22 protein-coding genes are annotated in these 25,839 nt (G+C 52.6%); 10 read left to right on the top strand and 12 right to left on the bottom strand.

The annotated features are described in order from the left end of the window. Window positions 1–55: 55 nt before the first annotated feature. The 3 genes from ACS5NO_RS20155 to ACS5NO_RS20165 all read right to left on the bottom strand — a co-directional run bounded on the left by ACS5NO_RS20155 (window position 56) and on the right by ACS5NO_RS20165 (window position 4,904). Complete coding sequence (locus tag ACS5NO_RS20155) at window positions 56–1,711, bottom strand: ribulokinase (RefSeq protein ID WP_439416802.1); 1,656 nt, start codon at window positions 1,709–1,711, stop codon at window positions 56–58. Window positions 1,712–1,792: 81 nt separating this feature from the next. After that, entirely contained in the window at window positions 1,793–3,292 is a 1,500-nt protein-coding gene (araA, locus tag ACS5NO_RS20160; protein WP_439416803.1) for an L-arabinose isomerase, read from the bottom strand. Between the two features lie 358 nt (window positions 3,293–3,650). Then, on the bottom strand, window positions 3,651–4,904 hold the full coding sequence (locus ACS5NO_RS20165) for a DEAD/DEAH box helicase (RefSeq protein ID WP_114409460.1): 1,254 nt from the start codon (window positions 4,902–4,904) through the stop codon (window positions 3,651–3,653). A 194-nt stretch (window positions 4,905–5,098) separates the two neighbouring features. Here ACS5NO_RS20165 and ACS5NO_RS20170 point away from each other — a divergent pair, with 194 nt between their 5' ends. From ACS5NO_RS20170 to ACS5NO_RS20180, 3 genes are read left to right on the top strand one after another with little or no spacing between them, the layout of a single operon-like run. Continuing rightward, on the top strand, window positions 5,099–6,256 hold the full coding sequence (locus ACS5NO_RS20170) for a serine hydrolase domain-containing protein (RefSeq protein WP_439416804.1): 1,158 nt from the start codon (window positions 5,099–5,101) through the stop codon (window positions 6,254–6,256). Window positions 6,257–6,290: 34 nt separating this feature from the next. After that, window positions 6,291–6,818: a DinB family protein gene (locus ACS5NO_RS20175; protein ID WP_439416805.1), complete on the top strand. Its 528-nt coding sequence runs from the start codon at window positions 6,291–6,293 to the stop codon at window positions 6,816–6,818. A 22-nt stretch (window positions 6,819–6,840) separates the two neighbouring features. Continuing rightward, window positions 6,841–7,326, top strand: a complete 486-nt coding sequence (locus ACS5NO_RS20180; protein WP_439416806.1) for a VOC family protein — start codon at window positions 6,841–6,843, stop codon at window positions 7,324–7,326. 77 nt (window positions 7,327–7,403) lie between these two features. Here the strand turns inward: ACS5NO_RS20180 and ACS5NO_RS20185 are convergent, their stop codons facing one another. From ACS5NO_RS20185 to ACS5NO_RS20195, 3 genes are all read right to left on the bottom strand, one after another. Further along, a complete protein-coding gene (locus ACS5NO_RS20185; RefSeq protein ID WP_439416807.1) occupies window positions 7,404–8,468 on the bottom strand; it encodes an NADH:flavin oxidoreductase/NADH oxidase in 1,065 nt (354 codons plus the stop codon). Between the two features lie 177 nt (window positions 8,469–8,645). Beyond that, a complete protein-coding gene (locus tag ACS5NO_RS20190; RefSeq protein WP_439416808.1) occupies window positions 8,646–8,981 on the bottom strand; it encodes a hypothetical protein in 336 nt (111 codons plus the stop codon). Window positions 8,982–9,389: 408 nt separating this feature from the next. Continuing rightward, on the bottom strand, window positions 9,390–10,859 hold the full coding sequence (locus ACS5NO_RS20195; RefSeq protein ID WP_439416809.1) for a M48 family metalloprotease: 1,470 nt from the start codon (window positions 10,857–10,859) through the stop codon (window positions 9,390–9,392). 245 nt (window positions 10,860–11,104) lie between these two features. Between ACS5NO_RS20195 and ACS5NO_RS20200 the strand changes: the two genes are divergently transcribed. Continuing rightward, window positions 11,105–12,250 (top strand): redoxin domain-containing protein, encoded by a 1,146-nt coding sequence (locus ACS5NO_RS20200; protein ID WP_439416810.1) that lies wholly within the window; start codon window positions 11,105–11,107, stop codon window positions 12,248–12,250. 100 nt (window positions 12,251–12,350) lie between these two features. On the opposite strand, the gene ACS5NO_RS20205 is transcribed toward ACS5NO_RS20200, so the two are convergent. Together ACS5NO_RS20205 and ACS5NO_RS20210 are read right to left on the bottom strand one after the other, a co-directional pair. Continuing rightward, window positions 12,351–14,771 (bottom strand): PAS domain-containing sensor histidine kinase, encoded by a 2,421-nt coding sequence (locus ACS5NO_RS20205; protein ID WP_439416811.1) that lies wholly within the window; start codon window positions 14,769–14,771, stop codon window positions 12,351–12,353. A gap of 11 nt (window positions 14,772–14,782) precedes the next feature. Next, window positions 14,783–15,184, bottom strand: a complete 402-nt coding sequence (locus ACS5NO_RS20210) for a response regulator (protein WP_138991565.1) — start codon at window positions 15,182–15,184, stop codon at window positions 14,783–14,785. Window positions 15,185–15,354: 170 nt separating this feature from the next. On the opposite strand from ACS5NO_RS20210, the gene ACS5NO_RS20215 reads away from it, so the two are divergent. Beyond that, window positions 15,355–17,061, top strand: a complete 1,707-nt coding sequence (locus tag ACS5NO_RS20215) for an IlvD/Edd family dehydratase (protein WP_439416812.1) — start codon at window positions 15,355–15,357, stop codon at window positions 17,059–17,061. Between the two features lie 125 nt (window positions 17,062–17,186). Here the strand turns inward: ACS5NO_RS20215 and ACS5NO_RS20220 are convergent, their stop codons facing one another. Beyond that, window positions 17,187–18,122: a sugar phosphate isomerase/epimerase family protein gene (locus ACS5NO_RS20220; RefSeq protein ID WP_421825606.1), complete on the bottom strand. Its 936-nt coding sequence runs from the start codon at window positions 18,120–18,122 to the stop codon at window positions 17,187–17,189. Between the two features lie 104 nt (window positions 18,123–18,226). Between ACS5NO_RS20220 and ACS5NO_RS20225 the strand changes: the two genes are divergently transcribed. Beyond that, window positions 18,227–18,796 carry a DUF4126 domain-containing protein gene (locus ACS5NO_RS20225; RefSeq protein WP_439416813.1) on the top strand — a complete coding sequence of 190 codons (570 nt, stop codon included), beginning with the start codon at window positions 18,227–18,229 and terminating at the stop codon, window positions 18,794–18,796. A gap of 11 nt (window positions 18,797–18,807) precedes the next feature. Here ACS5NO_RS20225 and ACS5NO_RS20230 read toward each other — a convergent pair whose 3' ends face one another. Beyond that, on the bottom strand, window positions 18,808–19,887 hold the full coding sequence (locus ACS5NO_RS20230) for a dipeptidase (RefSeq protein ID WP_439416814.1): 1,080 nt from the start codon (window positions 19,885–19,887) through the stop codon (window positions 18,808–18,810). Between the two features lie 55 nt (window positions 19,888–19,942). After that, window positions 19,943–20,659 carry a membrane or secreted protein gene (locus ACS5NO_RS20235; RefSeq protein WP_439416815.1) on the bottom strand — a complete coding sequence of 239 codons (717 nt, stop codon included), beginning with the start codon at window positions 20,657–20,659 and terminating at the stop codon, window positions 19,943–19,945. 266 nt (window positions 20,660–20,925) lie between these two features. Here ACS5NO_RS20235 and ACS5NO_RS20240 point away from each other — a divergent pair, with 266 nt between their 5' ends. Next, window positions 20,926–21,234, top strand: a complete 309-nt coding sequence (locus tag ACS5NO_RS20240; protein ID WP_439416816.1) for a GNAT family N-acetyltransferase — start codon at window positions 20,926–20,928, stop codon at window positions 21,232–21,234. A gap of 22 nt (window positions 21,235–21,256) precedes the next feature. On the opposite strand, the gene ACS5NO_RS20245 is transcribed toward ACS5NO_RS20240, so the two are convergent. Next, window positions 21,257–22,150, bottom strand: coding sequence for a sterol desaturase family protein (locus tag ACS5NO_RS20245; protein ID WP_439416817.1), 894 nt, complete (start codon window positions 22,148–22,150; stop codon window positions 21,257–21,259). A 234-nt stretch (window positions 22,151–22,384) separates the two neighbouring features. On the opposite strand from ACS5NO_RS20245, the gene ACS5NO_RS20250 reads away from it, so the two are divergent. The 3 genes from ACS5NO_RS20250 to ACS5NO_RS20260 all read left to right on the top strand — a co-directional run bounded on the left by ACS5NO_RS20250 (window position 22,385) and on the right by ACS5NO_RS20260 (window position 25,787). Then, a complete protein-coding gene (locus ACS5NO_RS20250; RefSeq protein ID WP_439416818.1) occupies window positions 22,385–22,942 on the top strand; it encodes an outer membrane beta-barrel protein in 558 nt (185 codons plus the stop codon). A gap of 123 nt (window positions 22,943–23,065) precedes the next feature. After that, window positions 23,066–24,097: a threonine aldolase family protein gene (locus ACS5NO_RS20255; RefSeq protein ID WP_439416819.1), complete on the top strand. Its 1,032-nt coding sequence runs from the start codon at window positions 23,066–23,068 to the stop codon at window positions 24,095–24,097. A 94-nt stretch (window positions 24,098–24,191) separates the two neighbouring features. Then, on the top strand, window positions 24,192–25,787 hold the full coding sequence (locus ACS5NO_RS20260; RefSeq protein ID WP_439416820.1) for a GNAT family N-acetyltransferase: 1,596 nt from the start codon (window positions 24,192–24,194) through the stop codon (window positions 25,785–25,787). Window positions 25,788–25,839: the final 52 nt, after the last annotated feature.

The following is a 25,839-nucleotide window of genomic DNA, read 5'->3' on the forward strand; positions in this document are numbered from 1 at the left end:
GTTTTTGCCCCCAACCCCCTAAAGGGGACTTAGGACAATTCTTTTTAAGCCCCCTTCAGGGGGTTGGGGGCATTTTTTTCTCAATAAATCCGCCCAAACTCAAATACCGCTCGTAAAGCACATCATACACGGAGGCCCGTTCGGGACGGGGCGTATACACCGCATCGAAAGCGGAAGCCATCGCTTTTTGGGCATCGGCGAATGTCGGGTAAATACCAGCGGCCACAGCGGCACATACGGCGGCTCCCCGGGCGCAGCACTGGTCGGATTCGGCCACTTTGATGGGTACGTTCATGACGTCCGCCAGTGTTTGCATGACGAAGGCCGACTTCCGGGCCACCCCGCCAATGGCAATGACCTGCTGAATCGGAACGCCTTCTTCCACAAACCGTTCGGCAATCCGGCGTGCGCCATAGGCTGTGGCTTCGACCAGCGATTTGAAAACGTGCGCGGCACCGCTGCCCAGATTTAACCCGGAAATAGCGCCTTTCAGCGTGTGATTGGCATCGGGCGTCCGTCGGCCGTTCAGCCAGTCGAGGGAGACGATGTCGGTTTCGTTGACGGGCAATTGGCTGGCCTGTTCGGCTAAGTACGGAAGCAGTGCGGTTTGCAGCGACGGAATCAAACTCGCCTGTCCTTGTTGCTTCAATAAACCGGCGACCGGTTCCAGAATGAGCCGCGTAAACCAGGCGTAGAGGTCGCCAAACGCCGACTGTCCCGCTTCCATCCCGAGCATACCCGGCACGATGGAGCCGTCGACCTGTCCACAAATGCCGCGAATCAGCAAATGGCCGACGTCTTCGGAAGGCGCCATGAGCATGTCACAGGTGGAAGTTCCAATCACTTTCACCAAGGCGTAGGACTCAATATTGGCCCCAACCGCTCCCATATGCGCATCAAAACCGCCGACACCAATGATAACCGTAGTCGGAACGCCCAGCTTTTGTGCCCATTCCGCCGAAATCGTACCCATCGGCTCGTCGGACGTGTAGGTGTGGCGAAAGAGACGGTCGCGCAGTCCCGCCAGCAGCGGATCGAGCGTGGTTAGAAATTCTTCGGACGGCAATCCGTCGAACTCGGCGTGCCAGAGGGCTTTATGGCCAGCCGCTGTACGGCTTCGTTTGAGCGTCAGTGGGTTGGTGTTGCCGGTCAAAACCGCCGAGATCCAGTCGCAATGTTCGATCCAGGAAAAAGCCGCCGGTCGGATGGATTCATCGACCCGCAGTGTGCGCAGGATTTTCGACCAAAACCACTCGGAGGAATAGATTCCGCCCACGTATTTCGTAAAATCCGTATCCCAGCGGTGCGCCAACTGGTTGATTCCTTCCGCTTCCTGGTTGGCCGTGTGGTCTTTCCAGAGAATGAACATACCGTTCGGATTGTCGGCAAACTGGGGAAGCATGGCCAAAGGCGTCCCGTTTTCATCGACCGGGCCGGGTGTCGACCCCGTCGTATCGACCGAAATTCCCCGGATGTCGGCAATCACCTCCGCCGACACCGCACTTAGCGCGCTCCGAACCGATTGTTCCAATCCTTCCAGATAATCGAGCGGGTGTTGCCGGAACTGCGAACGCGCGGGGTCACAATAGGCACCGGTTTTCCACCGAACGTATTCATGAACACCGGAAGCCAATTCGTCGCCGGTTTCAGCATCCACCAGAACCGCCCGCACCGAGTCCGTTCCAAAATCGACCCCAATTACATAAGCCATAAAGAGTTATGAGTTAAGAATTAAGAGTTAAGAATTAAGAGTTAAGAGTTGGCTGACGCATACACTCTTAACTCATCACTCTTAACTCCTTAAGTGATAGTATGCTTCGTTCCAGCGCAGTTCCTGTTTGAAGGCGTGGATGCGGGTTTCTTCGTTGATCAGGAGGTATTCGACACCGGCGATTTCGGCGAAATCTTCCATGTATTCGGAGGAAATCGCTTTGCTAAAAACCGTGTGGTGTGCGCCCCCGGCCAGAATCCAGGCGGCTGCGGCCGTTTTCAGGTTGGGTTTGGCATCCCACAACACACGGGCGACCGGCAGTTTCGGCAATGGTTTTTCCGTCGGGACAACGTCCACTTCATTGACAATCAATCGAAACCGGTTTCCCATATCGACCACCGACGCGTTGATGGCCGCGCCGGGTGCCACATTGAACACCAGCCGAACCGGATCAGCTTTCCCGCCAATCGACAGGGGATGAATTTCGCAGGACGGTTTTCCGTCGGCAATCGATTCATCGATTTCGAGCATGTGCGCCCCCAACACCCGCTGACCATTGGGAGACAGGTGGTAGGTGTAATCTTCCATGAACGAACTGCCGCCTGGAAGCCCCGCTCCCATCACTTTAATGGCCCGGCCTAGTGCCGCCGTTTTCCAGTCGCCCTCGCCCCCGAAACTGTAGCCATCGGCCATCAGCCGTTGTACGGCAATTCCAGGCAGTTGATTCAGGCCGTGCAGGTCTTCGAAGGTATCCGTGAATCCTTTGATTTGATGATCGTCCAGAAAACCGCGTAAGCCAATTTCGATTTTGGCAGCATCGCGCAACGAATCGTGGCGTAACCCGGCTTTTTGTAGTTCGGCAACAATTTGGTACCGTTGTTCATATTCGCTTACTAATGTATTGATTTCCTGGTCGGTTACCTGGTTGACATACGCGACCAGATCACCAATCCCGTAGCCGTAGACCGCATAGCCAAACTTGATCTGGGCTTCCACCTTATCCCCTTCCGTGACGGCCACTTCGCGCATGTTATCACCAAACCGGGCAAACCGGGCACCCTGCAAATCGTGCCAACCGGCGGCCACCCGTGCCCAGACGTTGATGCGTTCCTGCACTTCGGCGTCTTCCCAATGTCCGACAACCACCTTGCGCTCCAGGCGCAAGCGGGCGTTGATGAAGCCAAATTCCCGGTCGCCATGCGCCGACTGGTTGAGGTTCATGAAATCCATGTCGATGGTTTCCCAGGGAATGTCACGGTTGAACTGGGTGTGCAGATGCAGCAGCGGTTTCCGCAAAATCTTCAAGCCGTTGATCCACATTTTTGCGGGCGAAAACGTGTGCATCCACGTCATCAAGCCAATGCAGTTGGGTGCAGTGTTAGCTTCCAGACACAATTTATAGATTTCATCCGGGCCGGTCAGTACGGTTTTGAAAACTATTTTGACTGGAGTGACCGACGACTGGTTGAAGGCATCGACGATGGTCCGGGAATGCTCCGCGACCTTTTTGAGGGTGTCTTCACCGTACAAATGCTGGCTGCCGGTAACGAACCAGACTTCTAAATGGTCAAAAGAAATCATTGGCGAATGGGATGTTGAGGTAGCCTTTCAACGATCGATCAGGCTTTGGTGGGCAAATATAAATAATAAATGTATTTTTTACGTTTATGGAAAGATAAAATTTATACTGGAAATAATCCAGTGCCGGAAAGCCGTTTTTGAAAAAAAATAAGGGATTTTTAATTTTAGAATTTTCGCTTTTTGCCCCTAAATCCCCTAAAGGGGACTTGGACTCAGCAAACTCCAGATGTAAAAAGTCCCCTTTAGGGGATTTAAGGGCAAAAGCGAAAGTGCAAAGAATGATCAGACGAAAGTCCTAAATTTGAATGGGCATAAAAAAAACAGGAATTCGATTCCTGTTTACCTAAGATAGACTCTGTCAGGCCGGTCGTTCTGACCGGCCTCCACCCCCTTTCGGGCGGTTGGATGGCCCTTTTCGGGGACCGGGCCGTTTTTTACGCGGGGGAAAAGCGGCACTTTTCGACGGGTTGTATTCCAGCGTTTCACCCAGATGCGCGGGCAACGGGACCTTGGTTACCGGAACACCCAGTAGCCGTTCAATAGCCGCGAATTTCCGTTGTTCGGTTTCGCTGATAAACGTGTAGGCTATCCCGGTAGTTTCGGCGCGGGCCGTGCGGCCAATCCGGTGAACGTAATCTTCGCCGTCGTGCGGAACGTCGTAGTTGATGACGAGGTCGATGTTGTCGATGTCGATCCCACGCGACAGAATATCCGTTGCCACCAGAATTTTCAGTTTCCGGCTTCGGTAGGCCAGCAAAACCTGCTCACGTTCATTCTGTTCGAGGTCGGAGTGAATCGCTTCGGCGGCAAAACCCGCCTGTTTCAGTTCGCGGGCCAGTTGTTTGACATTTTCTTTTCGGGAACAGAATATCAGAACCGAGGGGAAATTATGCTCTTTCAGCAAGTATTTGACCAGCGCAATTTTCTGTTTCTGGTAAACCACAAAAGCCTCCTGAACGATCTTGGCCGGGGGTTTTGACAGGGCCAGCGTAATTTCTTCGGGATTGTGCAGGATTTTCCGCGCCAGTTCCCGAATCTTGGGCGGCATCGTGGCCGACAATAGCAAGCTCTGCCGTTTGGCGGGCAAAAACGAAATGATTTTCACAATATCGCCGTGGAAACCCATGTCCAGCATCCGGTCAGCTTCATCCAGAATCAGGTATTGCAACTGATCGATTTTGGCATAGCCCATGTTCAGGTGACTGATCATCCGGCCCGGCGTGCAAATCACAATGTCGGCACCACCCGCCAGGGCCTGCCGCTCCGTGCTGTAGGAAGCCCCGTCGCCCCCGCCATAGACGGCAATCGAGCTGACCGAGGTGAAATAGGAAAAGCCTTCCAGGTTCTGGGCAATCTGAATCGCCAGTTCGCGGGTAGGCACAATGACAAGGGCCTTGATCTGGTCGTCGGGACCGGCCGACGTTATTTTGTGAAGAATAGGAAGCAGGTAAGATGCGGTTTTGCCCGTGCCGGTTTGGGCCGAGACAATGAGATCTTTACCAGCCAATATAAGAGGGATAACTTGTTCCTGTACAAGTGTGGGCGTATCGTAATTCATGGCGTCGATACCTTCCATCAAACGATCATCGAAGCCAAAGTCTGAGAATTTCAAGCTAAAAAACTAATGGTTAAGTGTAGATTTTGGTCAATATAACACTATTTCAGGCATTAAAGCAAATTCCATGCGGATGTTGAGGCCGATTTGCCCCCGCCCGGCTCTTCTTCTTTTCCTTTGATTCGCTTACATTGCTAAACGAACCGTCCTTTTAGCCCCTCATTCCCATCGGGCCGGTTAGTCCAAACGCTATGATTCGTCACACCCTTTCCGCTTTTGCCGTTCTACTGGTATTTTCCACCTGCCAACGCCCTGCTCAACAATCAGTTAATCAATCTACCGTCTATTACCCGGCTCCCGGCGATGCGTGGGAACGTCGAAAACCGGAGCAGGTGGGCCTGGATGCGGCCTTGTTGCAGCAGGCCGTAATTTTCGCCCAAGAGCAGGAAACGAAGCAAATGCCGCGCGATTTTTCGACCCAGGAAGAAATATTCGGCACCCTGCTGGGTCCCATTCCCTCGGATCGCGCCCAAACCAACGGTTTGATTCTCAAACACGGTTATATTGTAGCGGAATGGGGCGAAACCGGACGGCCTGATCCGACCTATAGTGTAGCCAAAAGTGTACTTTCCATCATTCTGGGCTTGACCATCGACCGGGGTCTGATCAAGGATGTTCATGATCCGGTAGCAAATTCCATTCAGGATGGCGGGTATGACTCGGAGCAAAACCGCAAAGTGACCTGGGAACACCACCTCCGGCAAACCAGCGAGTGGGAAGGCGAGTTATGGGGGAAGAAACACGATTTTGTCGGGACGGCTGCTTACGGGCGCGGAGAGCGAAAACCGCGAACCTTGCAGGAGCCTGGCACGTTCTACGAATACAACGACGTCCGCGTGAACCGGCTGGCGCTTTCGCTGCTGCGATTGTGGAAAAAACCGTTGCCCAATGTCTTGAAAGACGAAATCATGGACCCGATTGGCGCGTCGAACACCTGGCAGTATGTGGGCTATCCGAACGCGCGGGTGAAAGTAGACGGAAAAATGATGTCGTCGGTCAGTGGCGGAACGCGCTGGGGCGGTGGTCTCTGGATCAACACCCGCGACGAAGCCCGGCTGGGGTATCTGGCATTACGAAATGGTCGCTGGAAAGATCGGCAACTGGTTTCGGCCAACTGGTTTAAAGAATCGGTCAAAAAGGGGCCGACGGGTCAGGATTACGGCTATTTGTGGTGGCTAAACACCGAAAAGAAGGCCTGGCCCAACGCCCCGGCAACGAGTTTTGCCGCCATTGGGGTCGGTTCCAACCTCATCTGGATCGACCCGGAACATGATCTGGTGATCGTCTGGCGGTGGCACAACGGCAATCCCGATGCGTTATTCAAACGGGTTCTGGCCGCAGTAAAATAAGTATAATCCATCCACACATACTCAACAAGCAAGAATGTCAACTCCAAAGCCTGAAGTCTGGCAACGTGGTCCCGTCGCCGGTGTTCCTTCCCTGTTGCAACCCGTTGCCCACGCCCTGTTGCAGGCGCGGGAAGAAGTCGATGCGCTGATGAAAGATTTTCCGAGCCGCTATCTGTGGCAAAAACCGGCCGGTGTGGCGTCGGTCGGATTTCATTTGCAGCACCTGACGGGTGTGCTGGACCGGCTCTTTACCTACGCCCGAAACGAGGGTTTGTCACCCGAACAGCGCGCGTGGCTAGCTGCAGAGGGCAAGTCGTTCGAGTCCGAAAATCCGGTTTTGGATTTAATCAGCCGGTTTAACAGCCAGGTCGATCAGGCGCTTCAGCAACTGGCAGGCACCGACGAACAGACGCTGACCGATTTTCGGGGCATTGGCCGGGCGCAACTTCCCTCCACGGTTCTGGGCCTGTTGTTTCATTCCGCCGAACATACGCAGCGGCACGTCGGGCAACTTTTTGTAACGGTTCGCGTGTTGCTCACGTATCCAAAACCGGATCATTAACGGACTTCTTTACCCCACTGACATGGCTTATACCATTCCCGATCAAACCCGCATCGGACACGTTCACCTGAAAGTTGCCAACCTGGAACGCGCCCTGGGTTTTTACTGCGATCTGCTGGGCTTTACGCTTGTGACGACCTACGGAAAAGATGCGGCTTTTATTTCTGCGGGCGGCTACCATCACCACATCGGTTTAAACACCTGGTACAGCAAAGATGGCCCACCGGCCCCGGTCCGCAGTGCGGGCCTGTTTCATACCGCCATTCTCTACCCGACCCGCCGGGATTTGTCCGTCGCGTTACGGCGTTTAGTCGAAGCTAACTACGCCATTACCGGAGCCTCGGACCACGGCGTATCGGAAGCCATTTACCTGAATGACCCCGACCAGAACGGCGTTGAATTGTACTGGGATCGTCCGCGCGACGCGTGGCCCCAGAAACCCGACGGTTCGCTGGAAATGTATACGCGACCGCTCGATCTGGAAGCGTTGCTGCGGGAGTCGTTGTAAAATTTCTTGCGTCGGCCGGTTTGCCGTCACCGTTGACAGGGACTTCGACCGCTGTCAGGGTGACGCCAAACCGGCGTTTACTTCGCTCGTACGTATTGGGGTGGCCACGCGATTTCAGCCCCCAGTTTTTGGGCGGCATGAAGTGGGAAATAGGGGTCGCGCAGGAATTCACGAGCCAGCAACACCAGATCCGCCTGACCGCTCTCCACGATCTCATTGGCCTGTTCGGGCGTGGTGATTAAGCCTACTGCACCCGTCAGAATCCCACTTTCCTTTTTGACCTTCTCGGCGAAGGGAACCTGATAGCCGGGGCTGAGCGGAATTTTAGCCCCCGCGACGTTGCCACCCGTCGAGCAGTCGATCAGGTCGACGCCTTTGTCTTTTAAAACCGTCGACAAGGCCACCGAATCGTCGGGCGTCCAGCCGCCTTCGGTCCAGTCGGTAGCCGAAATCCGGACAAACAAGGGGTAGTCTTCCGGCCAAACCGTCTGAACCCGTTCGATCAGTTCGAGCAAAAACCGGATGCGGTTTTCGAACGAACCGCCGTAGTGATCCGTCCGGTGGTTACTGAGGGGCGACAGAAATTCGTGTACCAGATAGCCGTGGGCGGCATGAAGCTCGATGACTTTGAAACCGGCCTCCAGCGCCCGGCGGCTCGCGGCCACAAAATCGGCGAGTATTTTCTCAATGGCTTCGGTTGTCAATTCGAGCGGAACCGGCTCGGCCGGAATAAAAGGAATCGGGCTGGGCGCTACGGTTTGCCAGCCGCGCTCGGCATCCGGAGCAATAAACTTGCCGCCGTCCCAAGGCCGGTGATGGCTCGCTTTTCGCCCGGCGTGCGCCAATTGCATGGCCGGTACCGCACCGTGGGCTTCAATGAAAGCCGCAATGCGTTTCAGATTGACCAGATGCTCGTCTTTCCAGATGCCCAGATCGTCGGGCGAAATCCGGCCTTCCGGCGAAACCGCCGTGGCTTCCGTCATCACCAAACCCGCCCCACCCACGGCCCGGCTGCCCAGGTGAACGAGGTGCCAGTCGTTGGCAAACCCGTCTTCACTGGAATATTGACACATGGGCGAAACCGCAATCCGGTTTTTGAATTGAACACTTCGGATGGTTAACGGACTGAATAAGTTTGGCATGATGCTTTACGATTGTATGCTTTTTTAACCAACAGCCCCATCAAGGAGTTCGGAAAACCACCGATTTTTCATGTGCCCCATCACCTCGTTACCCCTGCCAGGTTTTGAAAACCTGGCAGGGGTTCTCCTCCAATGGCCCGGCAACGACGTTCTACCACACCAGTAAGGTGGGCCCAATCAATCATGAATCAGAAAAAGAGGACGCTGAAGAATATCGGATTGTAACTGGGTCTCATTAGGCACCCAGTGATCGTCCCGGCTGCGCAGGTTCTGGACAATGGAAATCATCTCATTCCCCACCTTGCCCTGCTCCTGTACCGTCAATCGGTCAAATTTTTGTTGCCGGACGGGCTCCCAGTAAAAAAGCTCGGTTTTATCGTCGTATATGCCAACGGGAATTTTCTTTTTCTTCGTGAACAGTTTCCGGAGTTCTGTGTCGGCTTCAGCGTGGGTTTCACAGAGAATGTGGTGGTACTGCTTTTTGAATAGATATAGAACTGAAAATCGTTTCATGCTGATGAAAGTTGGTGAGAAGTGGTTCGGCTGACGATCAAACCCAAAACCAATTGGGGTCATCTATCGCTTCCGGGTACTGGCTTCGTATGCTTTGAGGAAGTAGGTCAGCCGGTTTTGTCCCGGAAATGCTGACAGGAGGCTCAATTTTGGATAAATAGAATATGGCAGCCTCAATGCCGGTGTAGTATGTATTGTAAAAGTATTTACTAATTCACAGAATAACAAGCAGTTCTTGAAAAGTTTATAGTAAAAATATATAAAATTTTAACCAGTCAAATATAACTATTCCACTATATTTTTTATTCAAACAATGCTTTTTAATCAATTTATAGCGAAGGCAGAACTTCCGTCTGATGACTCTACATTCCGTTTTGGGAACAGGGTCATCAGACGGAAGTGGTAGCGTTAACGTCCGATAATTTTGACGAGGGTTCCCCGTGCCACCTTATCGTCGGGACGCAGGCTGTTGAGAACGCCCAGTTCTTCGACGCGATTGGCCGGCATTCCCAGCGTCCCCATCACTTCGCGAAACGAGCCTTCGCGGGAAACCGTCCGAATCTGCACCCGTTCGGGCTTGCGGTTGATCTTTTCCTGATCGGTCAAAGCCCGGAAGTTTTCGGCCACCGGCCGAAAAGAACGATATGCACTTTCAAAATTACCGGCCGCCGACAGGCCGTGCAGGGCATAAACGGCGTTGTTGTATTGAATCAGCCAGGTACCAATTTGCAGGGCCGTTTTCGGATCCTGCTGCTGCTGAGGCTGTCCCTGTTGCTGCTGCGGTTGTTGCTGTGAAATCAGCACGTAAGCGGGGTTTCCGTTGATGGTGGTGCGGTTGCTTTCGAGGACTTTCAGACCCAGTTCTTTCACCAGCGTCTGGGAGGCTTCTTCCAGCGAATTCCCTTTGGCCAGCATCAGAATCATGGCCGATTTTCCGTCTTTGGGGGCCATCTGGAATTGGGCCGGCGAATTCTGGTGCTGCCAGCCTCTGGGGACCGGAAACTGAAACCGCAACTCCGGATGGTAGAACATGTCGTTCTCGACAAAACCCTGTTTAGGATCTTCCCCGTAGAGAATACCGTCGATCATCCGCAAATACCGTTCGCGCTCCACCTGGTAGGTTGCTTTATTCTGGGCCTGATAAGCCGTTGCCATTTCCTTCACTTTCCGGTTGCGGTCCGCCGGATCGGGGTGCGTCGACATAAAATCGGGCACCTGCTGCCCCGAATTGTCGGAGATGCGTTTGATGGTACTGAAAAAATTGGCCATCTGGTTGGCATCATATCCAATTTTGCTCGAATATTCCACGCCAATTTTGTCCGATTCCGACTCGTGGTCGCGGCTGTATTTCATCAAAAACAGGCCCAATCCCTGTTGCAGTGCTTCCAGATTCTGGCCCAGTTGCGGCACCAGAATGGCCCCGCCAATCATGCCAATGGTTCCCAACATCTGAGTGGCCTGCTGCCGGGCCGAATGACGGGCCGTGATGTGTCCGATTTCATGCCCCAACACCCCGGCAAACTCCGCTTCATTGTTGAAGTGAGCCATAATGCCCCGCGTGAAGTATACGTATCCGCCCGGTACGGCAAAGGCGTTGACGACCGGCGAATCGACGATGTAGAATTGATAGGGCAAGTCAGGCCGGTGCGAAATTTTGGCCATCTCCTTCCCTTTCAGGTTGATGAAATCGGTCAATTTTTTATCGTCGTAAAGTCCCATCGTGGAAACCACCGAGGGGTGCGATTCCTTGCCGATAGCAATTTCCTGCTCGGTCGACATTAACGACAATTCCCGTTTTCCGGTTACCGGATTGCGGGAGCAGGCAGAAAATACAAACAGGGTACCGAAGAGTACGAGGTTGGAAAATGTTTTGTTCATACCGATGGAGATGGTTTCTTTTCTTATTTTTGAATTTATTAGCCCTACACCTAGGGTTAATCACCTTGATGCAGAGGTTATTTCAACATGAACTATCAACGCCCCCCCTTTTGTTTTGGGATCAAGCCAATCTATTTTAAAAGGTAATTTTTCCGCATAAGTAACATATTAACATAAATTTTACGGTGACGACGTATACACATGGCCCCTTTGGTCATCGTCGTTCGCTTAAAAACACCTGAATCATGAAATTCCTGTTCGCTAGTTTGATTTTGTGGCTCTTTTTTATTGACGGTTTTGGCCAGTCGAAGTCTGACAGAAAACCGGCACAGCAGCCTTTATCAGGCGGTTATACGATCACCGGAACATTAAAAAATGCCGCCAATCGAAAAATCATTCTGACCGAAAATTCTTTTTACAAAACCAGGCAGCAATCCGACACCACCACGGCAAATGCCAAAGGGCAATTCGCTTTCAAGGGCAAACTGGATGAGGCCACATTTTTCAGCCTCAGTGTTGCGGGCAAAACCAGCCCGCAATACTTTTTTCTGGAAAACTCCCCCATCACCATCACCGGAAATGCCGATTCACTTTGGGCCGTCAACATAAGCGGCTCGAAGGAAGAAAATATCCGGCAGAAAATCCAGCAAATGATGATGGACACTGCCATTGGCAACCGCTACAAACGCGCCGAACTGAAGTACACCAATGCCCGGGCGGTCAATGATGTCAATGCGATGAAAGCCGCCATCAAAGATCGCGAGCAAGCCGTTGCGCAGGAACTGGTGCGGGTTAAAAACATCATTTCAACCTATTCGTCGTCCGCTGTCGGCGTCAATGTCCTCAGTGTGCTGATGAGTTTGGGGGATCTGGTCGGAGCTGATAGCCTGCTGACGATCATGGAATCGAAGGAAATTGGAAAAACCGCCCAAGCGAAATATTTCCGGCAGCAGATCGACGTCATGAGCCGACTGAACATTGGCAAGGTGGCCCCGGAATTTGCGCAAACCGACACGCTGGGCCAGGTGATCAAACTCTCTTCCTTCAAAGGCAAATACGTTCTGGTCGACTTCTGGGCAAGCTGGTGTGGCCCCTGCCGGGAAGAAAACCCCAATCTGGTGGCCACCTATCAGGCGTTTAAGGATAAAAACTTCACGATTTTTTCGGTTTCGCTCGACAACAACCGCCAGAACTGGCTGAATGCCATTCGAAAAGACAAATTGACCTGGTCGCACGTGAGTGATCTGAAAGGCTGGAAAAATGAAGTGGCGCAGCAGTACGGCATCAACAGCGTTCCTGCCAACCTCCTGGTAGACCCAACCGGCAAAATCGTGGCCCGGAATTTACGGGGTGAAGATTTGAACAAGAAAATCAAGGAGTTGATTCAATAACGGTTTACGGTTTATAGTTTACGGTTTACGGTGGCTGACGCGCGCTTATGTATGCGTCAGCCACCGTAAACCGTAAACTATAAACCGTAAACCGTAGAAATCACCGCTTCACCGGCAGATAAATGTGGAACGTCGTGCCTTTGTCCAGTTCGCTTTCGGCCCGGATGATGCCGCTGTGGTTTTCCACGATTTTGCGGCACAGGGCCAGACCGATGCCGGTGCCACTGTAGGACTTGCGGTGATTTAACCGTTGAAAAATTGTAAAAACCCGCTCGGAATATTCCTGCTCGAAGCCGATTCCGTTGTCCGTAAACTGAATGTGGACGTAGTCAAAACCTGGATTTAACCCGCTTAGCTGGGCCGCGTCGGTCGGTCGGAGAGCCTGCGAAGCAATGACGATGTGGGGATCCTTCACGGAGAATTTGAGTGAATTGCCCATCAAATTCGAAAAAAGCTGGTTCAACTGCATCGGAATTCCTTCAATCACCGGTAGCCTGTCGCGCTGAATCGTAGCCCGTTTCTGTTGAATCAGCAACTCAAAATCGGTTTCGACATTTTCCAGAATCTGGTTGAGGTCGGTTTCGACAAAGGGGTCGGCGGTGGTCGACAAGCGGGAATAATTGAGGACGGATTTGATCAATTCGGCCATGCGCTTCGCCGACGTACTGATTTTATCGAGGTACTGACCTGCGGCTTCTTCATCCTTCAAATTAGCCTGGAGCAGTTCCGAAAAGGATTGAATTTTGCGCAATGGCTCCTGCAAATCATGGCTGGCAATGTAGGCAAACTGTTCCAGTTCATGATTGGTTTTGATCAATTCCTGATTACTCCGGTTCAGTTCCTCCGTACGCTGCTGCACCATTTGCTCCAGCTTGTCCGCCATCTTTTTCTGGTCGTCGATGTCGGTGCTGGTGCCAATCCACCACTGAATCCGGCCTTCCTCATCCCGCATGGGCACGGCACGGCTGAGTTGCCAGCGGTACTCCCCGTCATATCGCTGAAACCGGTGCTGAAAGTCAAAATCCTCCCCGGTTTCCATCGACTTCATCCACCGAGCCAGATTGGCCTGGCGGTCGTCCGGATGAACAATCCGAAGCCAGCCATGGTCGGCCACTTCCGTGCTGGTCAGGCCGGAATAGTCATAAACCGCCTGATTGAAATAGTTCAGCGTTCCGGACGAATCGGAAGCCCAGACAAACTGCGGCATAAAATCCGCCAGCAACCGAAACCGTTCTTTGCTTTCTTCCAGAGCCTTCTGCACCGCTAGCTCAGGGCGCAAATCCCGCATAACCGCCCCGATCGCCAGGGGCAGGCCCGTGTTCCGGTCGTCGACCCGCAGGCAGTTGTTATACAGCGGAATGGTCTCCCCGGTTTTCACATTCCGGGCGGCAAACCGACCCGACCAGCGGCCCGTTCCCATGACTGACGGTATAATTTCGGCGGCAACAAATTCAAATTGCTCCGGCGTATGCAAATCCGAGATCGGAATCAGCGAAACATCCTGATCACAGTCGATGCCCAGCAGTTCTTTTCCGGCTTTATTAATGTACGAATTGGTGCCATCCAGTTCCAGAATCGACATCAGATCGACACTATTTTCGACCAGCGTCAACAATTTATGCTGTTCTTCCCGGCCCCGAACCTCCTCCGTGATGTCCTGCAAGGTTCCGTTAAACCGATAGGCTTTTCCCGACTCATCAAAAAACGCCTTGCCTTTCGCCTTGACAAACCGTTCCTGTTTATCAAGGCGGTTCACGATGGTATATTCGAGGTCATACTGCCCTGGCGAACCCGGTTTCAGAGCCGCTTGAATGGCTTCGGCGACCCGCTGCCGGTCTTTGTCAGCGATGATATCCAGAGCCATCGACAAATCGATTTCGACATCGGGAGCCAGCCCAAACCACGATTTTAGCCGGTTATTTCCGGTAAAGCGGTTTGTAGACGGGTTCAGGTCCCAGGTTCCTAATTCAGCCGCATCGATGGCAAACTGCAACTGATCCTTACTTTCTTCAATTTTTTTAAGAGTCAGAATTTTCTCCGTCGTTTCCGTACAGGTGACAAAAACCCCGCCCACGGCACCCGATTCTACATTGACCGGGCTGTAGCTAAAAGTCCAGTATACCTCCTCGATGCCGCCATTCCGGTAAATCGGAAGCAGTTGATCTTCGCTCCAGATGGCTTCTCCACCCCGCATCACCTGATCGATCAGGGGTTGGATCGTTGACCAGATTTCCGGCCAGATTTCGCCCCCCCGTTTTCCCAGCGCCATAGGATGTTTTCCGTTGCCGCCCAGGCTGGGCCGAAAGGCATCGTTGTAAAAACCGATTAGTTCCGGTCCCCAAAACAGAAACATGGGGAATTTGGAATTCAGGATGATGCTCAACGTCGTCCGAAGGCTTTGGGGCCAGTTTTCGATTGGACCCAATGGCGTTTCCGACCAGTTGAACGAATGGATCAACCGGCCCATTTCGCCCCCACGAGCGAGAAATTGGAAGGGAATAGGCAAGGTTTTGGGTTCCATGAAAAACTCTTTCAAGCCATTGGCTGATTGAACAACAGTTTAGCCAGGCGGGTAGTCAGGGTTGAAATGAGGGGCGGTTTGGTCAAAAAATCGGTTGCTCCCAGGGCTTTGGTTTCGTGAATATCTTTGGGTTCCGACGACGTAGTATAAATGATGATGGGAATGTGTTCGATGCGCGCAATTTTCTTCAACTCCATCAAACACTGTTTTCCGTGCATCCGTGGCATATTCAGATCCAGAAAAATGAACTGGGGCATGAAGGCATCTTCCTCGCGGAGTTTTTGGATGGCTTCTCCACAATCGTCAGCCACCACACACGTCAGCGTTGGATCCACTTTTTTCAAAGCCAGCGTAAACAATTCCTGATCGTCTTCGTCATCGTCGATCAGAAAGCAAGTGACGGGTGAGTTCATTCAATGAAACGATTGAGTAATCTTGCGAAGATATTAAACTTATTGATGAAAAGTGCAAAGGCGTTCATTTACCAAAAACTTTCTAACTTACCGCTCCAAATGATCCGACAACTCAAATTTCAGTTCCTAAAAGTCACGAAATCCTTCACTCACTAACCTCCAATTCAACAATGTACCTTCGTTCCCAAGAATGGTTTGGCCGCACCGGCAAAGACGGTTTTATTTACCGGGCCTGGATGAAAAACCAGGGATTTCCTCACCATCTGTTTGAAAGTAAGCCCGTTATTGGCATCTGCAATACGTTTTCTGAATTAACACCCTGCAACGCCCATTTCCGCGACCTGGCCGAAGCCGTCAAGCGGGGCGTGTGGGAAGCAGGCGGTTTTCCGCTCGAATTCCCCGTCATGTCGCTCGGCGAGTGCCAGATGAAACCGACCACCATGCTGTTCCGAAACCTTGCCAGCATGGACGTGGAAGAGTCGATTCGCGGTAACTCGATGGACGCCGTGGTGCTGCTGTGCGGTTGTGACAAAACCACGCCCTCGCTGGTGATGGGCGCTTGCAGCGTCGACATTCCCACCCTCGTGGTGTCTGGTGGGCCGATGCTGGCGGGTAAATACAAAGGTCGCAACATTGGTACATCCGACCTCTGGCGGTTTGCCGAAGCCAACAAAAAAGGCGAAATGTCGCAGGAAGAATTCGTGGCCGCCGAAGCCTGTATGGCCCGGAGCCAGGGCCACTGCGCCGTGATGGGAACCGCTTCCACGATGGCCGCGATGGTCGAATCGCTGGGGCTGGCCTTGCCCGACAATGCCACCATTCCGGCGGCTGATTCGCGCCGGAAAGTGCTGGCCCACATGGCCGGGATGCGGGCCGTCGAGCTGGTGAAGCAAAACATCCGGCCGTCCGATATCTTAACCCGCCAGGCCTTCGAAAACGCGATCATGGTCAATGCCGCTCTGGGCGGATCAACCAATTTCATCATCCACCTGACGGCCATTGCCGGGCGGATGGGCGTGCCGCTGTCGATCGATGATTTTGACAAACTATCGGCTCAAATTCCGTTGTTAGCCAATTTGCAGCCTTCCGGAGAACATTTCGTGGAGGATTTGTTTTACGCCGGTGGTTTGCCCGCCATCATCAAGGAATTGCGGCAGTTTTTACACAACGACGCCATGACGATCAATGGCCGGACGCTGGGCGAGAACAGCCTGGCGGCCGAATGTTACAACCGGGATGTGATTGCGTCGGTGGCCGAACCGTTCAAACCGGAATCGGGCGTGGCCATTCTGAAAGGGAATCTGTGTCCGAACGGGGCGGTTTTGAAACCCTCGGCGGCTTCTCCCGAACTCATGCAGCACACCGGTCGGGCGGTGGTTTTCGAGAACATCGACGACTACAAAAAACGCATCGACGACCCGGAACTGGACGTTGATCCGTCGTGCGTGCTGGTACTCAAAAACGTGGGGCCGAAAGGCTATCCCGGCATGCCCGAAGTGGGCAATATGCAGCTCCCGGCCAAAATTCTGGCGCTGGGTGTTCACGACATGGTGCGAATTTCGGATGGTCGGATGAGCGGCACCGGTTTTGGTACGGTGGTTCTGCACGTTTCGCCAGAAGCGGCTATAGGCGGCAATCTGGCACTGGTTCAGGATGGTGATCTGATTACGCTCGACGTCGAAAACCGCCTGCTCAATCTCCACGTCGATAACGAAGAGCTGGCCCGGCGGCTGACTCATTTCAAACCCATCGACCTGGGTTACGAACGCGGCTATACCCGAATGTATATCCGCCACGTTCTGCAAGCCCACGAGGGCGCCGACTTCGACTTCCTGCAAGGCGGTTCCGGCCCGGTGGTGAAGCGGGACTCGCACTAAGTGAGTTTAGACGAGTTGTTTCGCGGAGTTGAGCGGAGAAAAAGGGAGTTAAGCGGAGAATTTCTTGACAAAAAACTCTGCTTAACTCCCTTTTTCTCCGCTCAACTCTGCGAAATAACTTCTTTTCAAACCCCCTCCGCCACTTTCTTCATTTTCTCCAACCCGGTTTTTGCCACCAGCAGCGCGTCCTGCGCGTAGTAGTTCTTGTTGAACAGTTCGAGTGACAACACGATCGTTTTGCCGGGTGTTTTCAGTTGCTTGAGCGTGTCACGAACCGGCCCAATGCCATCGCCCGGATACACACGGTCGGCATCCACGATGGTTTCGCGGGGCGGATTCGCGGGGTAATCGTTCAAATGGAAAACCTCGATGCCGGGTTTGCCCACCAACGGCAGGCTGGCAGGGCTCGACCCGCCTTTATACAAGTGGTAAATGTCCAGCAACACCCGCGCTGACGGGTGTCCGCTCTCGACAGCAATGAACATCACTTCACTCAGTTTATTCAGGTTTTTGGAACCGCCCCACAGTTCCAGTTGCGGTACCACGCCGGTTTTATCCCCCAGTTCCAGAATTGTCCGGTACCGTTCGGCGGCTTTCCGCAGGTCCAGACCGGGTTGCTGGGTCGCTCCCATCGGCGGTGCAGCGGTGCGTTTGCAGCCAATCTGCGCCAGCAATTCCATTTCCTGCTTCAGTTGTTCTACGCCCTTCGTTCGGGTGGTTTCATCATCGACAATCCACTGCGCAAACCCGATGGCGTTTTCAACTTTGATTCCCAGATCACCCAGCAATTTGCGAACATCGGCAACGGTATGGGTTTTCAGGTATTCCTGAAAGGAGTTCATCCAGATTTCGACCGAGCGAAAACCGGCTTTCGAAGCCACTTCCAGTTCTTTCACAAAACCAAGATTTTGCCCCCGTATGGTGCTCATATTCAGAGCAAACGTAAACGGCGGAGGATCTTTTACCACTTCGGGTGAAGAATGGGCTAACAACGTTGAGGGCGACATAACGGCTCCACCAGTCGTGGCGGCTAAGGCAGCAAGGGTCTGACGACGGTTCATGAAAGGTTTGGGAATAAGAACGATTTGGCGCGAAAAATACGGAATTCCTGAGATTATTAACGCCCATCTCCTATCTTTCTTCCCGGATTACGATACACACCAGTATGGAATGGATACTCAGTTTTTGCCTGGGCATTGCCTTAAGTGCCTGTTGCGGTTTTCGGATATTTGTCCCCATGCTCGTCGCCAGCCTGGCCGTCAAAGTGGGCTGGATTGCCGTAACGCCCGGTTTTGAATGGCTGGGAACCTGGACTGCTTTCTTTTTACTGGCGACAGCCACCCTGATAGAAGTCGGAGCGTATTACATTCCGTGGCTCGACAATGCGCTGGATACGGTGGCCACGCCGATTGCGTTCGTAGCCGGTGCCATCCTGACAACCTCGTTCGTTGCCATCGACGAGCCGGTTTTGAAATGGGGATTGGGCATCATTGCGGGCGGTGGAACGGCGGGTCTCATTCAGACCGGCACCAGTTTGCTACGCATCGGCTCGACGGCCACAACCGGTGGTTTGGGCAATCCGGTGGTCGCCAGTGTCGAGAACGTCGCATCCTTCGGGCTTTCGCTGATGGCGGTTTTTCTGCCGCTACTGGCCGCTGTTGTGGTTTTGCTGATTTTTGTCTTCATCATCCGGCTCATGCTCACCCGAAAAAGGCAACCCCGCCAGCCAGTTTGAATTCCACAGGTTCAACGCCAGGCATTCCGCAGAAACCGCAGCCAGTTTTTGTAAAAGATGTTTTCAATATCATTCTGAGCATACCCCCGCGCAGCCAGTAAACCGGTCAATTTCTGCAAATCGGCGATGGTATCCAGGTCGGTGGGCGACTGCTCGGTGCCATACGTTCCGTCCAGATCGCTACCGATGGCGATGTGCTGGCTGCTGCCCGTAAGCTGGCAAATGTGGTCGTAGTGCTCGATGATGGTTTCGATGGTGATGCCAAAATCGGCCGGATTGCTGGTTCGCTGCGTAAAACCGGGTTTCATCATCCAGGCATCAAAACATCCGCCAATCACCCCACCGCGTTCGGCCAACTGAAGAATCTGGTCGTCGGACAACTGACGCTGGTACGGCACGAGCGTCCGGCAGTTGTGGTGACTGGCCCAAACCGGACCTTTAAACAGCGAAAGAGCTTCCGAAAACCCTTCATCGGTCAGGTGTGTGGCATCCAGAATGATCCCCAGCCGATCCATTTCCAACACCAGTTCCCGGCCCAGGGGCGTCAGCGGACCGCTCAATCCCGTGCCGGGTGCATAGCGGCCGGAGCTGTAATGCGCTGGTCCCAAGGCTCTCAGTCCATACGCATAGGCTTTTTCCAGGTACGACAAGTTCACCAGCGAATCGGCCCCTTCCAGACTCAGAATGTAGCCCACCGGTTTTTTTTCGTTGGGAATCGATGCATCGAGCCAAAGCGCAACGTGCTGATTGAGTCCGGTGAGGTCGCGAATCTGAATCATCTCACCCGCGTCCTGCATGGCTTCATACCACGCCCGCTGCGCCTGGGTCATGGCCCAGGCCTGGTGGGGCGAATTCCAACCTGCACCGGGCAGGTTGCCGTTGCTCTGGTTAAACCGGGCGATTTGCGTGGCGACCACGAGGCCAATGTCGCCCCGGCGAAGATCGGGCAACGAAACCGTGCCTTTGGCGCGGTCAATTTTATCGGTCATTCCCGCTTCCACGTCCCGGATTTCGTGGGCCGACAGCCGGTAATCGCGGTTCCATTCAATCGCATTCAGGGAAATGTCCAGGTGGGCATCAATCAAAAACATGGCAGGCAATTTTCAGTAAAAAGGGCTGAAACAGTATTTCAGCCCCAAGGTAAGCTTATTTTTCGCGGCTCCAAACTTCACTGACCTTTCCGCCGGTCGAGCTTTGCCCCCGGTGATACCAGTCGTTTCCCTTCAGTTCGGCATCAAATGGCAGGGAACGGCCCACGCGGTTGTTGTCGCGGGAGAAGAATTCCAGTTTTTCGGTGTATTTGCCGTTTACAGCGGTGTAGGTGCCACCACCCGTTCCCATAAATTGTTTGGTTTCCGGATTGATGGCGGCCCACTGAAACCGGTTTCCAGTCAGGAGTTTCAGGGTTTTCCGGGCAGTTCGCTGACGGGTTTTCACCTGCCCATTATCGTCGATGTTGCCCGTTATGCGCCATAAACCAGCCATCGGGGTTTGGGCCGTCGGTGTATCGGTGCGTTCGTAAGTATCGGTGCCGTCGTCGCTTTTCACAACCAGGCGGTTGTCTTTGAATGAATCGATGGTCAGCGTTTGCGTGGTTCCTACCTGCATACTGTCTTCAGTATTGAATTCGTAAGTGATTTTCAGTTGCTTGCCATCGGTTTGGTAAGTTCCTCCCTGCGCACCCAGAAAGCGGCCATTTTCGTGAAAGGCCCCCATCATATAGCCTTCCGAAAGCACAAAGTCGACCGTGGCACCACCACTATCGGTTAGGCGCCAGGAACCGGCCAGCGAAGGAACGGATTGGCGGGAGGCTGTGGCCATCCACAACACCAGCAAAAGGGAAAATACGGTTTTGATTTTCATGATTTGAAATGGTTAGGGATTTAGATAGGAACACGGATGGAGCGGATGTGACGGATTTTAATCGGTGAAAATCCGTCACATCCGCTCCATCCGTGTTCCTATCCAGAGCGTTAATTTCAGGAAAACCGTCGATTATGGCAAGAGAATTTTCAACGCTTAGGTTGGCAATTGACAAACAGCCGTATTTTCCTCATAAATTACCACAGAATCGTAACATATTATTTCTTGAATGGTTACCTACGTACAAAACCTAAAAACCCCTCATCATGAAAACTCAGGAAAAAGCGGTTTCCATCAATCGGGCGGAAAATCGCTTTGAACTCGAAAATTATGGACAGCTCTCTTTTATCGCCTACACTCCTAAAGACGAAAAAACGCTGGTGTTGACGCATACGGAAGTGCCCTCCAAACAGGAAGGCGCTGGTTTAGGCTCTCAATTGGTGCAAGGCACGCTGGAATACATCGAGAAATACAACCTAGAAATAATCCCATCCTGTTCATTTGTAGCGACTTACATTAAAAACCATCCGGAATATAATCGGTTGATTAGTCAGGAATATCGGAAAAAAGTATGATTGTGATTCCGGTCATCTTGTTTTATAGCCTTCCAGTATCGTGTTTTTCCGGAACTGAAGCTTCCCTGCGCAATTGTCGGGTGGTTTTTCGGGAACCATCGTGACTCCAGCCCGGTGGACCGAACACATACTGAATAGCCCGTCGAAAAGAACCGGATTTGGCCACATCCCGGCTTATGTCTACCCATTCGTGAAACGCAATCCGGACGGGGTTGTGGGTCTCAATATTTTTAGTCAGCCCATAGGTGGGTCGTTCTTCTTCCTGTTGAAAAGTGCCAAAAACCCGATCCCAGATAATCAGCACCCCGGCATGATTTTTATCCAGGTATTTCAGATCCGAACCGTGGTGAACACGGTGGTGCGAAGGTGTATTGAAAACCGCTTCGATGAAAGCCGGAAACCGGTTGATGTATTCGGTATGAATCCAGAACTGATATAACAAGCTGATTGCCTGCATGGTCAGAACTGCGGCCGGATGAAAACCGAGCAACGGTAGCCAGATCCAGAAAACAAACGCCCCGCTCAGACTGCCCGTCCACGTTTGCCGGAGCGCTGTTCCTAAATTGTATTTCTGCGACGAGTGATGCACCACGTGGGACGCCCAGAAATACCGGCTGCTGTGGCTGATTCGGTGAAACCAGTAGTAACTGAAATCGTCGGCCAAAAACAACGCGACCCATGCCCACCACCGGGTCATATCAATGGTCAAGAGCCGGTATTCATACACCAGCGCATAGGCTCCGTACACAATAACCTTGCCCAGCAGTCCGATGATGACATTGCCAATGCCCATCGACAGACTGCTCAGTGTATCCCGGGTTTCGTAATAGTCTTTCTGCTGAACCGCCGTAACCACAACTTCCGTAAGCAGCAGAAGGACAAACCCCGGAATGGCGTAATGGATCAACTCATCCATACCTGTTGTTTAAAACCAGGAAAGACTGATTCGGCTCTTCTCTAATCATTTCTGCAAATCCGGTGCCGGATTCGTAACCAACGAATCCGGCACCCCACCCTGCCGACTGCCCGCATATCGCGTTTTTGTGCCGTTTAAACCGTTTTTTTTTCAAAAAATGTAACTTTTAAAAATTTCTACGTCTCAACGTAAACCCTTCGAAAAAGGGCGTCATCTTACAACCAGACACAAGAAATGAAAAAAGTAGTAATGAGTTTGCTGGTTTCCGCCTTGAGCGTAGCCGGCGTTTATGCCCAGAAAAATACGGTATTGGTGTATGGGTCGATCAAAGCCGAATCGCAAAAGACCAGCGAGAGTAACAAGGTCAATACCTTCGGTTTTTCACCTGCGGTTGGTTACCAGTTTACCGACAACTGGACGGCCGGCTTGTCGCTTTCGACCGAAAGCTGGAAAACCACCACGAACGCCGTCGAGTCGAAAACCTCGGCCTTTGCCGTTGGCCCCTTTATCCGGTATGCCGTTCCCCTTTCGGACATTTTCGCCCTCTATGGCCAGTTTAACGCCGATATTCTCTCAGGCAAAACCGGTGGCATATCGTCAAATGGGTTTCGTGGCACTTTCTTCCCGGCAATTGGTGTTAATATGAAAAACGGGTTTGCTTTAAACTTTAGCTTCGGCGGTTTGAGCTACGCATCCCTCAAACCCAAGGGCGCTTCTGAAAGTACGACGAATTTTAAATTTGATTTTGGCAGTGGGGCGTCGTTCGGAATTTCGAAAAACTTTGGTTTATAACGATATAAGTGAGAGTAGAGTAGTATTTGTTGTTACTGTTTTAGAAAGCCGTCTCCTTTTTAGGGGACGGCTTTTTTGTTTTCTTTGTAAGTTGTGTACAACCGAAATTTTCCCTGTCAGGCTATGCCGATCGATTTACGAAGTGATACCGTTACCAAACCCAGCCCGGCGATGCTGGAAGCCATGTTCACCGCAGAAGTGGGCGACGATGTGCTGGGCGACGACCCCACGGTGCTGGCCCTGGAAGAGAAAGCCGCCCGGTTGTTCGGGATGGAAGCCGCCCTTTTCTGCACCTCCGGCACAATGACCAACCAATTGGCGATTCGCACCCATACCCGCCCGGGCGACGATGTGATCTGTGACCAGCTCTCGCACGTTCACCTCTACGAAGGCGGGGGCATCGCCGTCAATGCGCTGGCGTCGCTCAGCCTGGCACAGGGCGAACGCGGCAAACTGACGCCCGAGCTGGTGCGCGACCATATTCAGCCCGACGATCTGCACAAGCCGATTACGCGGCTGGTTTGTCTGGAAAATACCGTCAACAAAGGCGGGGGCTGTTATTACACCATTCCCGAAATTGCCGCCATCCGGCAGGTGTGCGACGAACACGGGTTGAAACTGCACCTCGACGGCGCGCGCCTGTTCAATGCGCTGGTCGAAACCGGGGAAAGCCCGGAAGCCTACGGTCAGCTCTTCGATTCGATTAGCATTTGCCTGTCCAAAGGGCTGGGTTGTCCGGTGGGATCGTTGTTGCTGGGGAAAGCGGAGGTGATCAAACAGGCCCGTCGCTACCGGAAACTAATGGGTGGTGGATGGCGGCAGGCCGGTTACCTGGCGGCTGCGGGCATCTACGCCCTCGACCACCACATCAACCGCCTGAAACTCGACCATGCCCGCGCCCGAAAAATCGGTCAGATGCTGCTACCGTTGCCGGAAGTGGAAGAAATTTACCCCATCGATACCAATATTGTCATTTTTCGGCTGAACCAGAACATCTTAGCCGCCGATTACGTTGCAGAATTAGGCCGCAAAGGAATTTTAGCCGTTACCTTCGGGAAACATCTGGTCCGCTTCGTCACGCATCTGGACTTTACAGATGAACACCTTTTGAGTTTAGAAGAGAAAATTAAAGAAGGCGTTGTTACACAGGGTTAATCAGAGGAAATCAGGGTTTATCAGAGTTTGTCTCTGTTTATCTCTGATTTCCTCTGATTAACTCTGTGTAACAACTTCACAATACGACCGTATTATGCATATTCAAACCAGAACACTACAAAAATCCGATTACGCCGACCTGAAGGAGTCCATGATCGAAGTCTACAGCGGAATCGGTGGGGATTATTGGGAAAAGAACCTCATCGATAAACTGCTGAAAATCTTCCCGGAAGGCCAGTTCTGTGTGGAAGTCGATGGCAAAGTGGTGGCCTGTTCACTCGCGATCCGGGTGAAGTACAGCGATTTTGGCGACAACCACACGTACGAGGAAATTACCGGTAATTACAGTTTCGACACGCACAATCCGAAAGGTAACTGGCTGTATGGCATCGAGTTGTTCGTCCACCCCGAATACCGGGATTTGCGACTGGGTCGACGGCTGTACGACGCCCGCAAGGAACTTTGTGAGTCGCTGAACCTGAAAGGCATCATGGCGGGCGGACGGATTCCGAACTACGTGCGCTATGCCGGCGAAATGTCGCCCCGCGAGTTTATTGCCAAAGTAAAGCAGAAGGAAATCTACGACCCCACACTGACGTTCCAGCTTTCCAATGATTTTCACGTCAAGAAAGTGCTGCGCGGTTATTTGCCCGGCGACAGTGAATCGCTGGAATACGCAACCTTGCTGGAGTGGAACAACATCTATTACGTCGATGAAAAGAAGAAAAAACCGCATACCAACGACATCATCCGGTTGGGTGTGGTGCAGTGGCAAATGCGGTTGTTTCCGAATATGAAGGCACTGCTCGAACAGGTCGAATTTTTCGCCGATTCTGTCAGTGACTACAAAGCCGATTTTCTGGTTCTCCCGGAATTTTTCAATACGCCGTTGATGGCCGATTACAATGACCTGCCGGGCCCGGTTGCCATTCGGAAACTGGCCGAAGTCACGCATGAAGTGCGGCAGCGGTTGTCAGAATTAGCAATTTCGTACAATGTCAACATTGTGGGTGGCAGTATGCCGCTCATCGACGAAGGCAAGCTATACAACGTAGCCTATCTCTGCCGCCGGGACGGGTCGTTCGAAGAGTACCGGAAAATTCACATTACACCCAATGAAGTTCGGCATTACGGCATGGTGGGTGGCAACGAAATCCGGACATTTGATACCGACTGCGGCAAGATTGGGTTGCTGATCTGCTACGACGTCGAGTTCCCGGAACTGAGCCGGATTCTGGCCGATCAGGGCATGCAGATTCTGTTCGTCCCCTTCCTGACCGACACCCAGAATGGCTACAACCGGGTGCGGCATTGTGCGATGGCGCGGGCGATTGAAAACGAATGTTACGTGGCCATTTCGGGCTGCGTCGGTAACCTGCCCCGGGTAGCCAATATGGACATTCATTACGCCCAATCGGCGGTATTTACGCCATCCGATTTTCAGTTCCCCAACAATGCCATCAAAGCCGAGTCGACGCCCAACACCGAAATGGTGCTAATCACCGATCTCGATCTGTCACTGCTGACTGAACTGCACGAGCAAGGCTCGGTTCAAATCCTGAAAGACCGCCGAACCGATCTGTACGACATTACCATGAAACGGCAGGCGCGTTCTAAACCGGAGAAGAAGAAGGAAGTGTCGGCCGAGGAAGAACAGAAAGTGCTGCCACCGGTTATTGTGGTAGAGTAATATATGAAGATCAGCGTAAAAATGCCGTCGTTTACAACAAAACGACGGCATT

This window comes from Larkinella fluvii (genome assembly GCF_051857545.1).
Lineage (GTDB): Bacteria > Bacteroidota > Bacteroidia > Cytophagales > Spirosomataceae > Larkinella.

What these genes read in the sequence shown, in the direction of transcription:
- ACS5NO_RS20155 (WP_439416802.1), bottom strand. Translation starts at nt 1,711, where the DNA reads ATGGCTTATGTAATTGGGGTCGATTTTGGAACGGACTCGGTGCGGGCG.
- araA (WP_439416803.1), bottom strand. Translation starts at nt 3,292, where the DNA reads ATGATTTCTTTTGACCATTTAGAAGTCTGGTTCGTTACCGGCAGCCAG.
- ACS5NO_RS20170 (WP_439416804.1), top strand. Translation starts at nt 5,099, where the DNA reads ATGATTCGTCACACCCTTTCCGCTTTTGCCGTTCTACTGGTATTTTCC.
- ACS5NO_RS20175 (WP_439416805.1), top strand. Translation starts at nt 6,291, where the DNA reads ATGTCAACTCCAAAGCCTGAAGTCTGGCAACGTGGTCCCGTCGCCGGT.
- ACS5NO_RS20180 (WP_439416806.1), top strand. Translation starts at nt 6,841, where the DNA reads ATGGCTTATACCATTCCCGATCAAACCCGCATCGGACACGTTCACCTG.
- ACS5NO_RS20185 (WP_439416807.1), bottom strand. Translation starts at nt 8,468, where the DNA reads ATGCCAAACTTATTCAGTCCGTTAACCATCCGAAGTGTTCAATTCAAA.
- ACS5NO_RS20190 (WP_439416808.1), bottom strand. Translation starts at nt 8,981, where the DNA reads ATGAAACGATTTTCAGTTCTATATCTATTCAAAAAGCAGTACCACCAC.
- ACS5NO_RS20195 (WP_439416809.1), bottom strand. Translation starts at nt 10,859, where the DNA reads ATGAACAAAACATTTTCCAACCTCGTACTCTTCGGTACCCTGTTTGTA.
- ACS5NO_RS20200 (WP_439416810.1), top strand. Translation starts at nt 11,105, where the DNA reads ATGAAATTCCTGTTCGCTAGTTTGATTTTGTGGCTCTTTTTTATTGAC.
- ACS5NO_RS20205 (WP_439416811.1), bottom strand. Translation starts at nt 14,771, where the DNA reads ATGGAACCCAAAACCTTGCCTATTCCCTTCCAATTTCTCGCTCGTGGG.
- ACS5NO_RS20210 (WP_138991565.1), bottom strand. Translation starts at nt 15,184, where the DNA reads ATGAACTCACCCGTCACTTGCTTTCTGATCGACGATGACGAAGACGAT.
- ACS5NO_RS20215 (WP_439416812.1), top strand. Translation starts at nt 15,355, where the DNA reads ATGTACCTTCGTTCCCAAGAATGGTTTGGCCGCACCGGCAAAGACGGT.
- ACS5NO_RS20220 (WP_421825606.1), bottom strand. Translation starts at nt 18,122, where the DNA reads ATGAACCGTCGTCAGACCCTTGCTGCCTTAGCCGCCACGACTGGTGGA.
- ACS5NO_RS20225 (WP_439416813.1), top strand. Translation starts at nt 18,227, where the DNA reads ATGGAATGGATACTCAGTTTTTGCCTGGGCATTGCCTTAAGTGCCTGT.
- ACS5NO_RS20230 (WP_439416814.1), bottom strand. Translation starts at nt 19,887, where the DNA reads ATGTTTTTGATTGATGCCCACCTGGACATTTCCCTGAATGCGATTGAA.
- ACS5NO_RS20235 (WP_439416815.1), bottom strand. Translation starts at nt 20,659, where the DNA reads ATGAAAATCAAAACCGTATTTTCCCTTTTGCTGGTGTTGTGGATGGCC.
- ACS5NO_RS20240 (WP_439416816.1), top strand. Translation starts at nt 20,926, where the DNA reads ATGAAAACTCAGGAAAAAGCGGTTTCCATCAATCGGGCGGAAAATCGC.
- ACS5NO_RS20245 (WP_439416817.1), bottom strand. Translation starts at nt 22,150, where the DNA reads ATGGATGAGTTGATCCATTACGCCATTCCGGGGTTTGTCCTTCTGCTG.
- ACS5NO_RS20250 (WP_439416818.1), top strand. Translation starts at nt 22,385, where the DNA reads ATGAAAAAAGTAGTAATGAGTTTGCTGGTTTCCGCCTTGAGCGTAGCC.
- ACS5NO_RS20255 (WP_439416819.1), top strand. Translation starts at nt 23,066, where the DNA reads ATGCCGATCGATTTACGAAGTGATACCGTTACCAAACCCAGCCCGGCG.
- ACS5NO_RS20260 (WP_439416820.1), top strand. Translation starts at nt 24,192, where the DNA reads ATGCATATTCAAACCAGAACACTACAAAAATCCGATTACGCCGACCTG.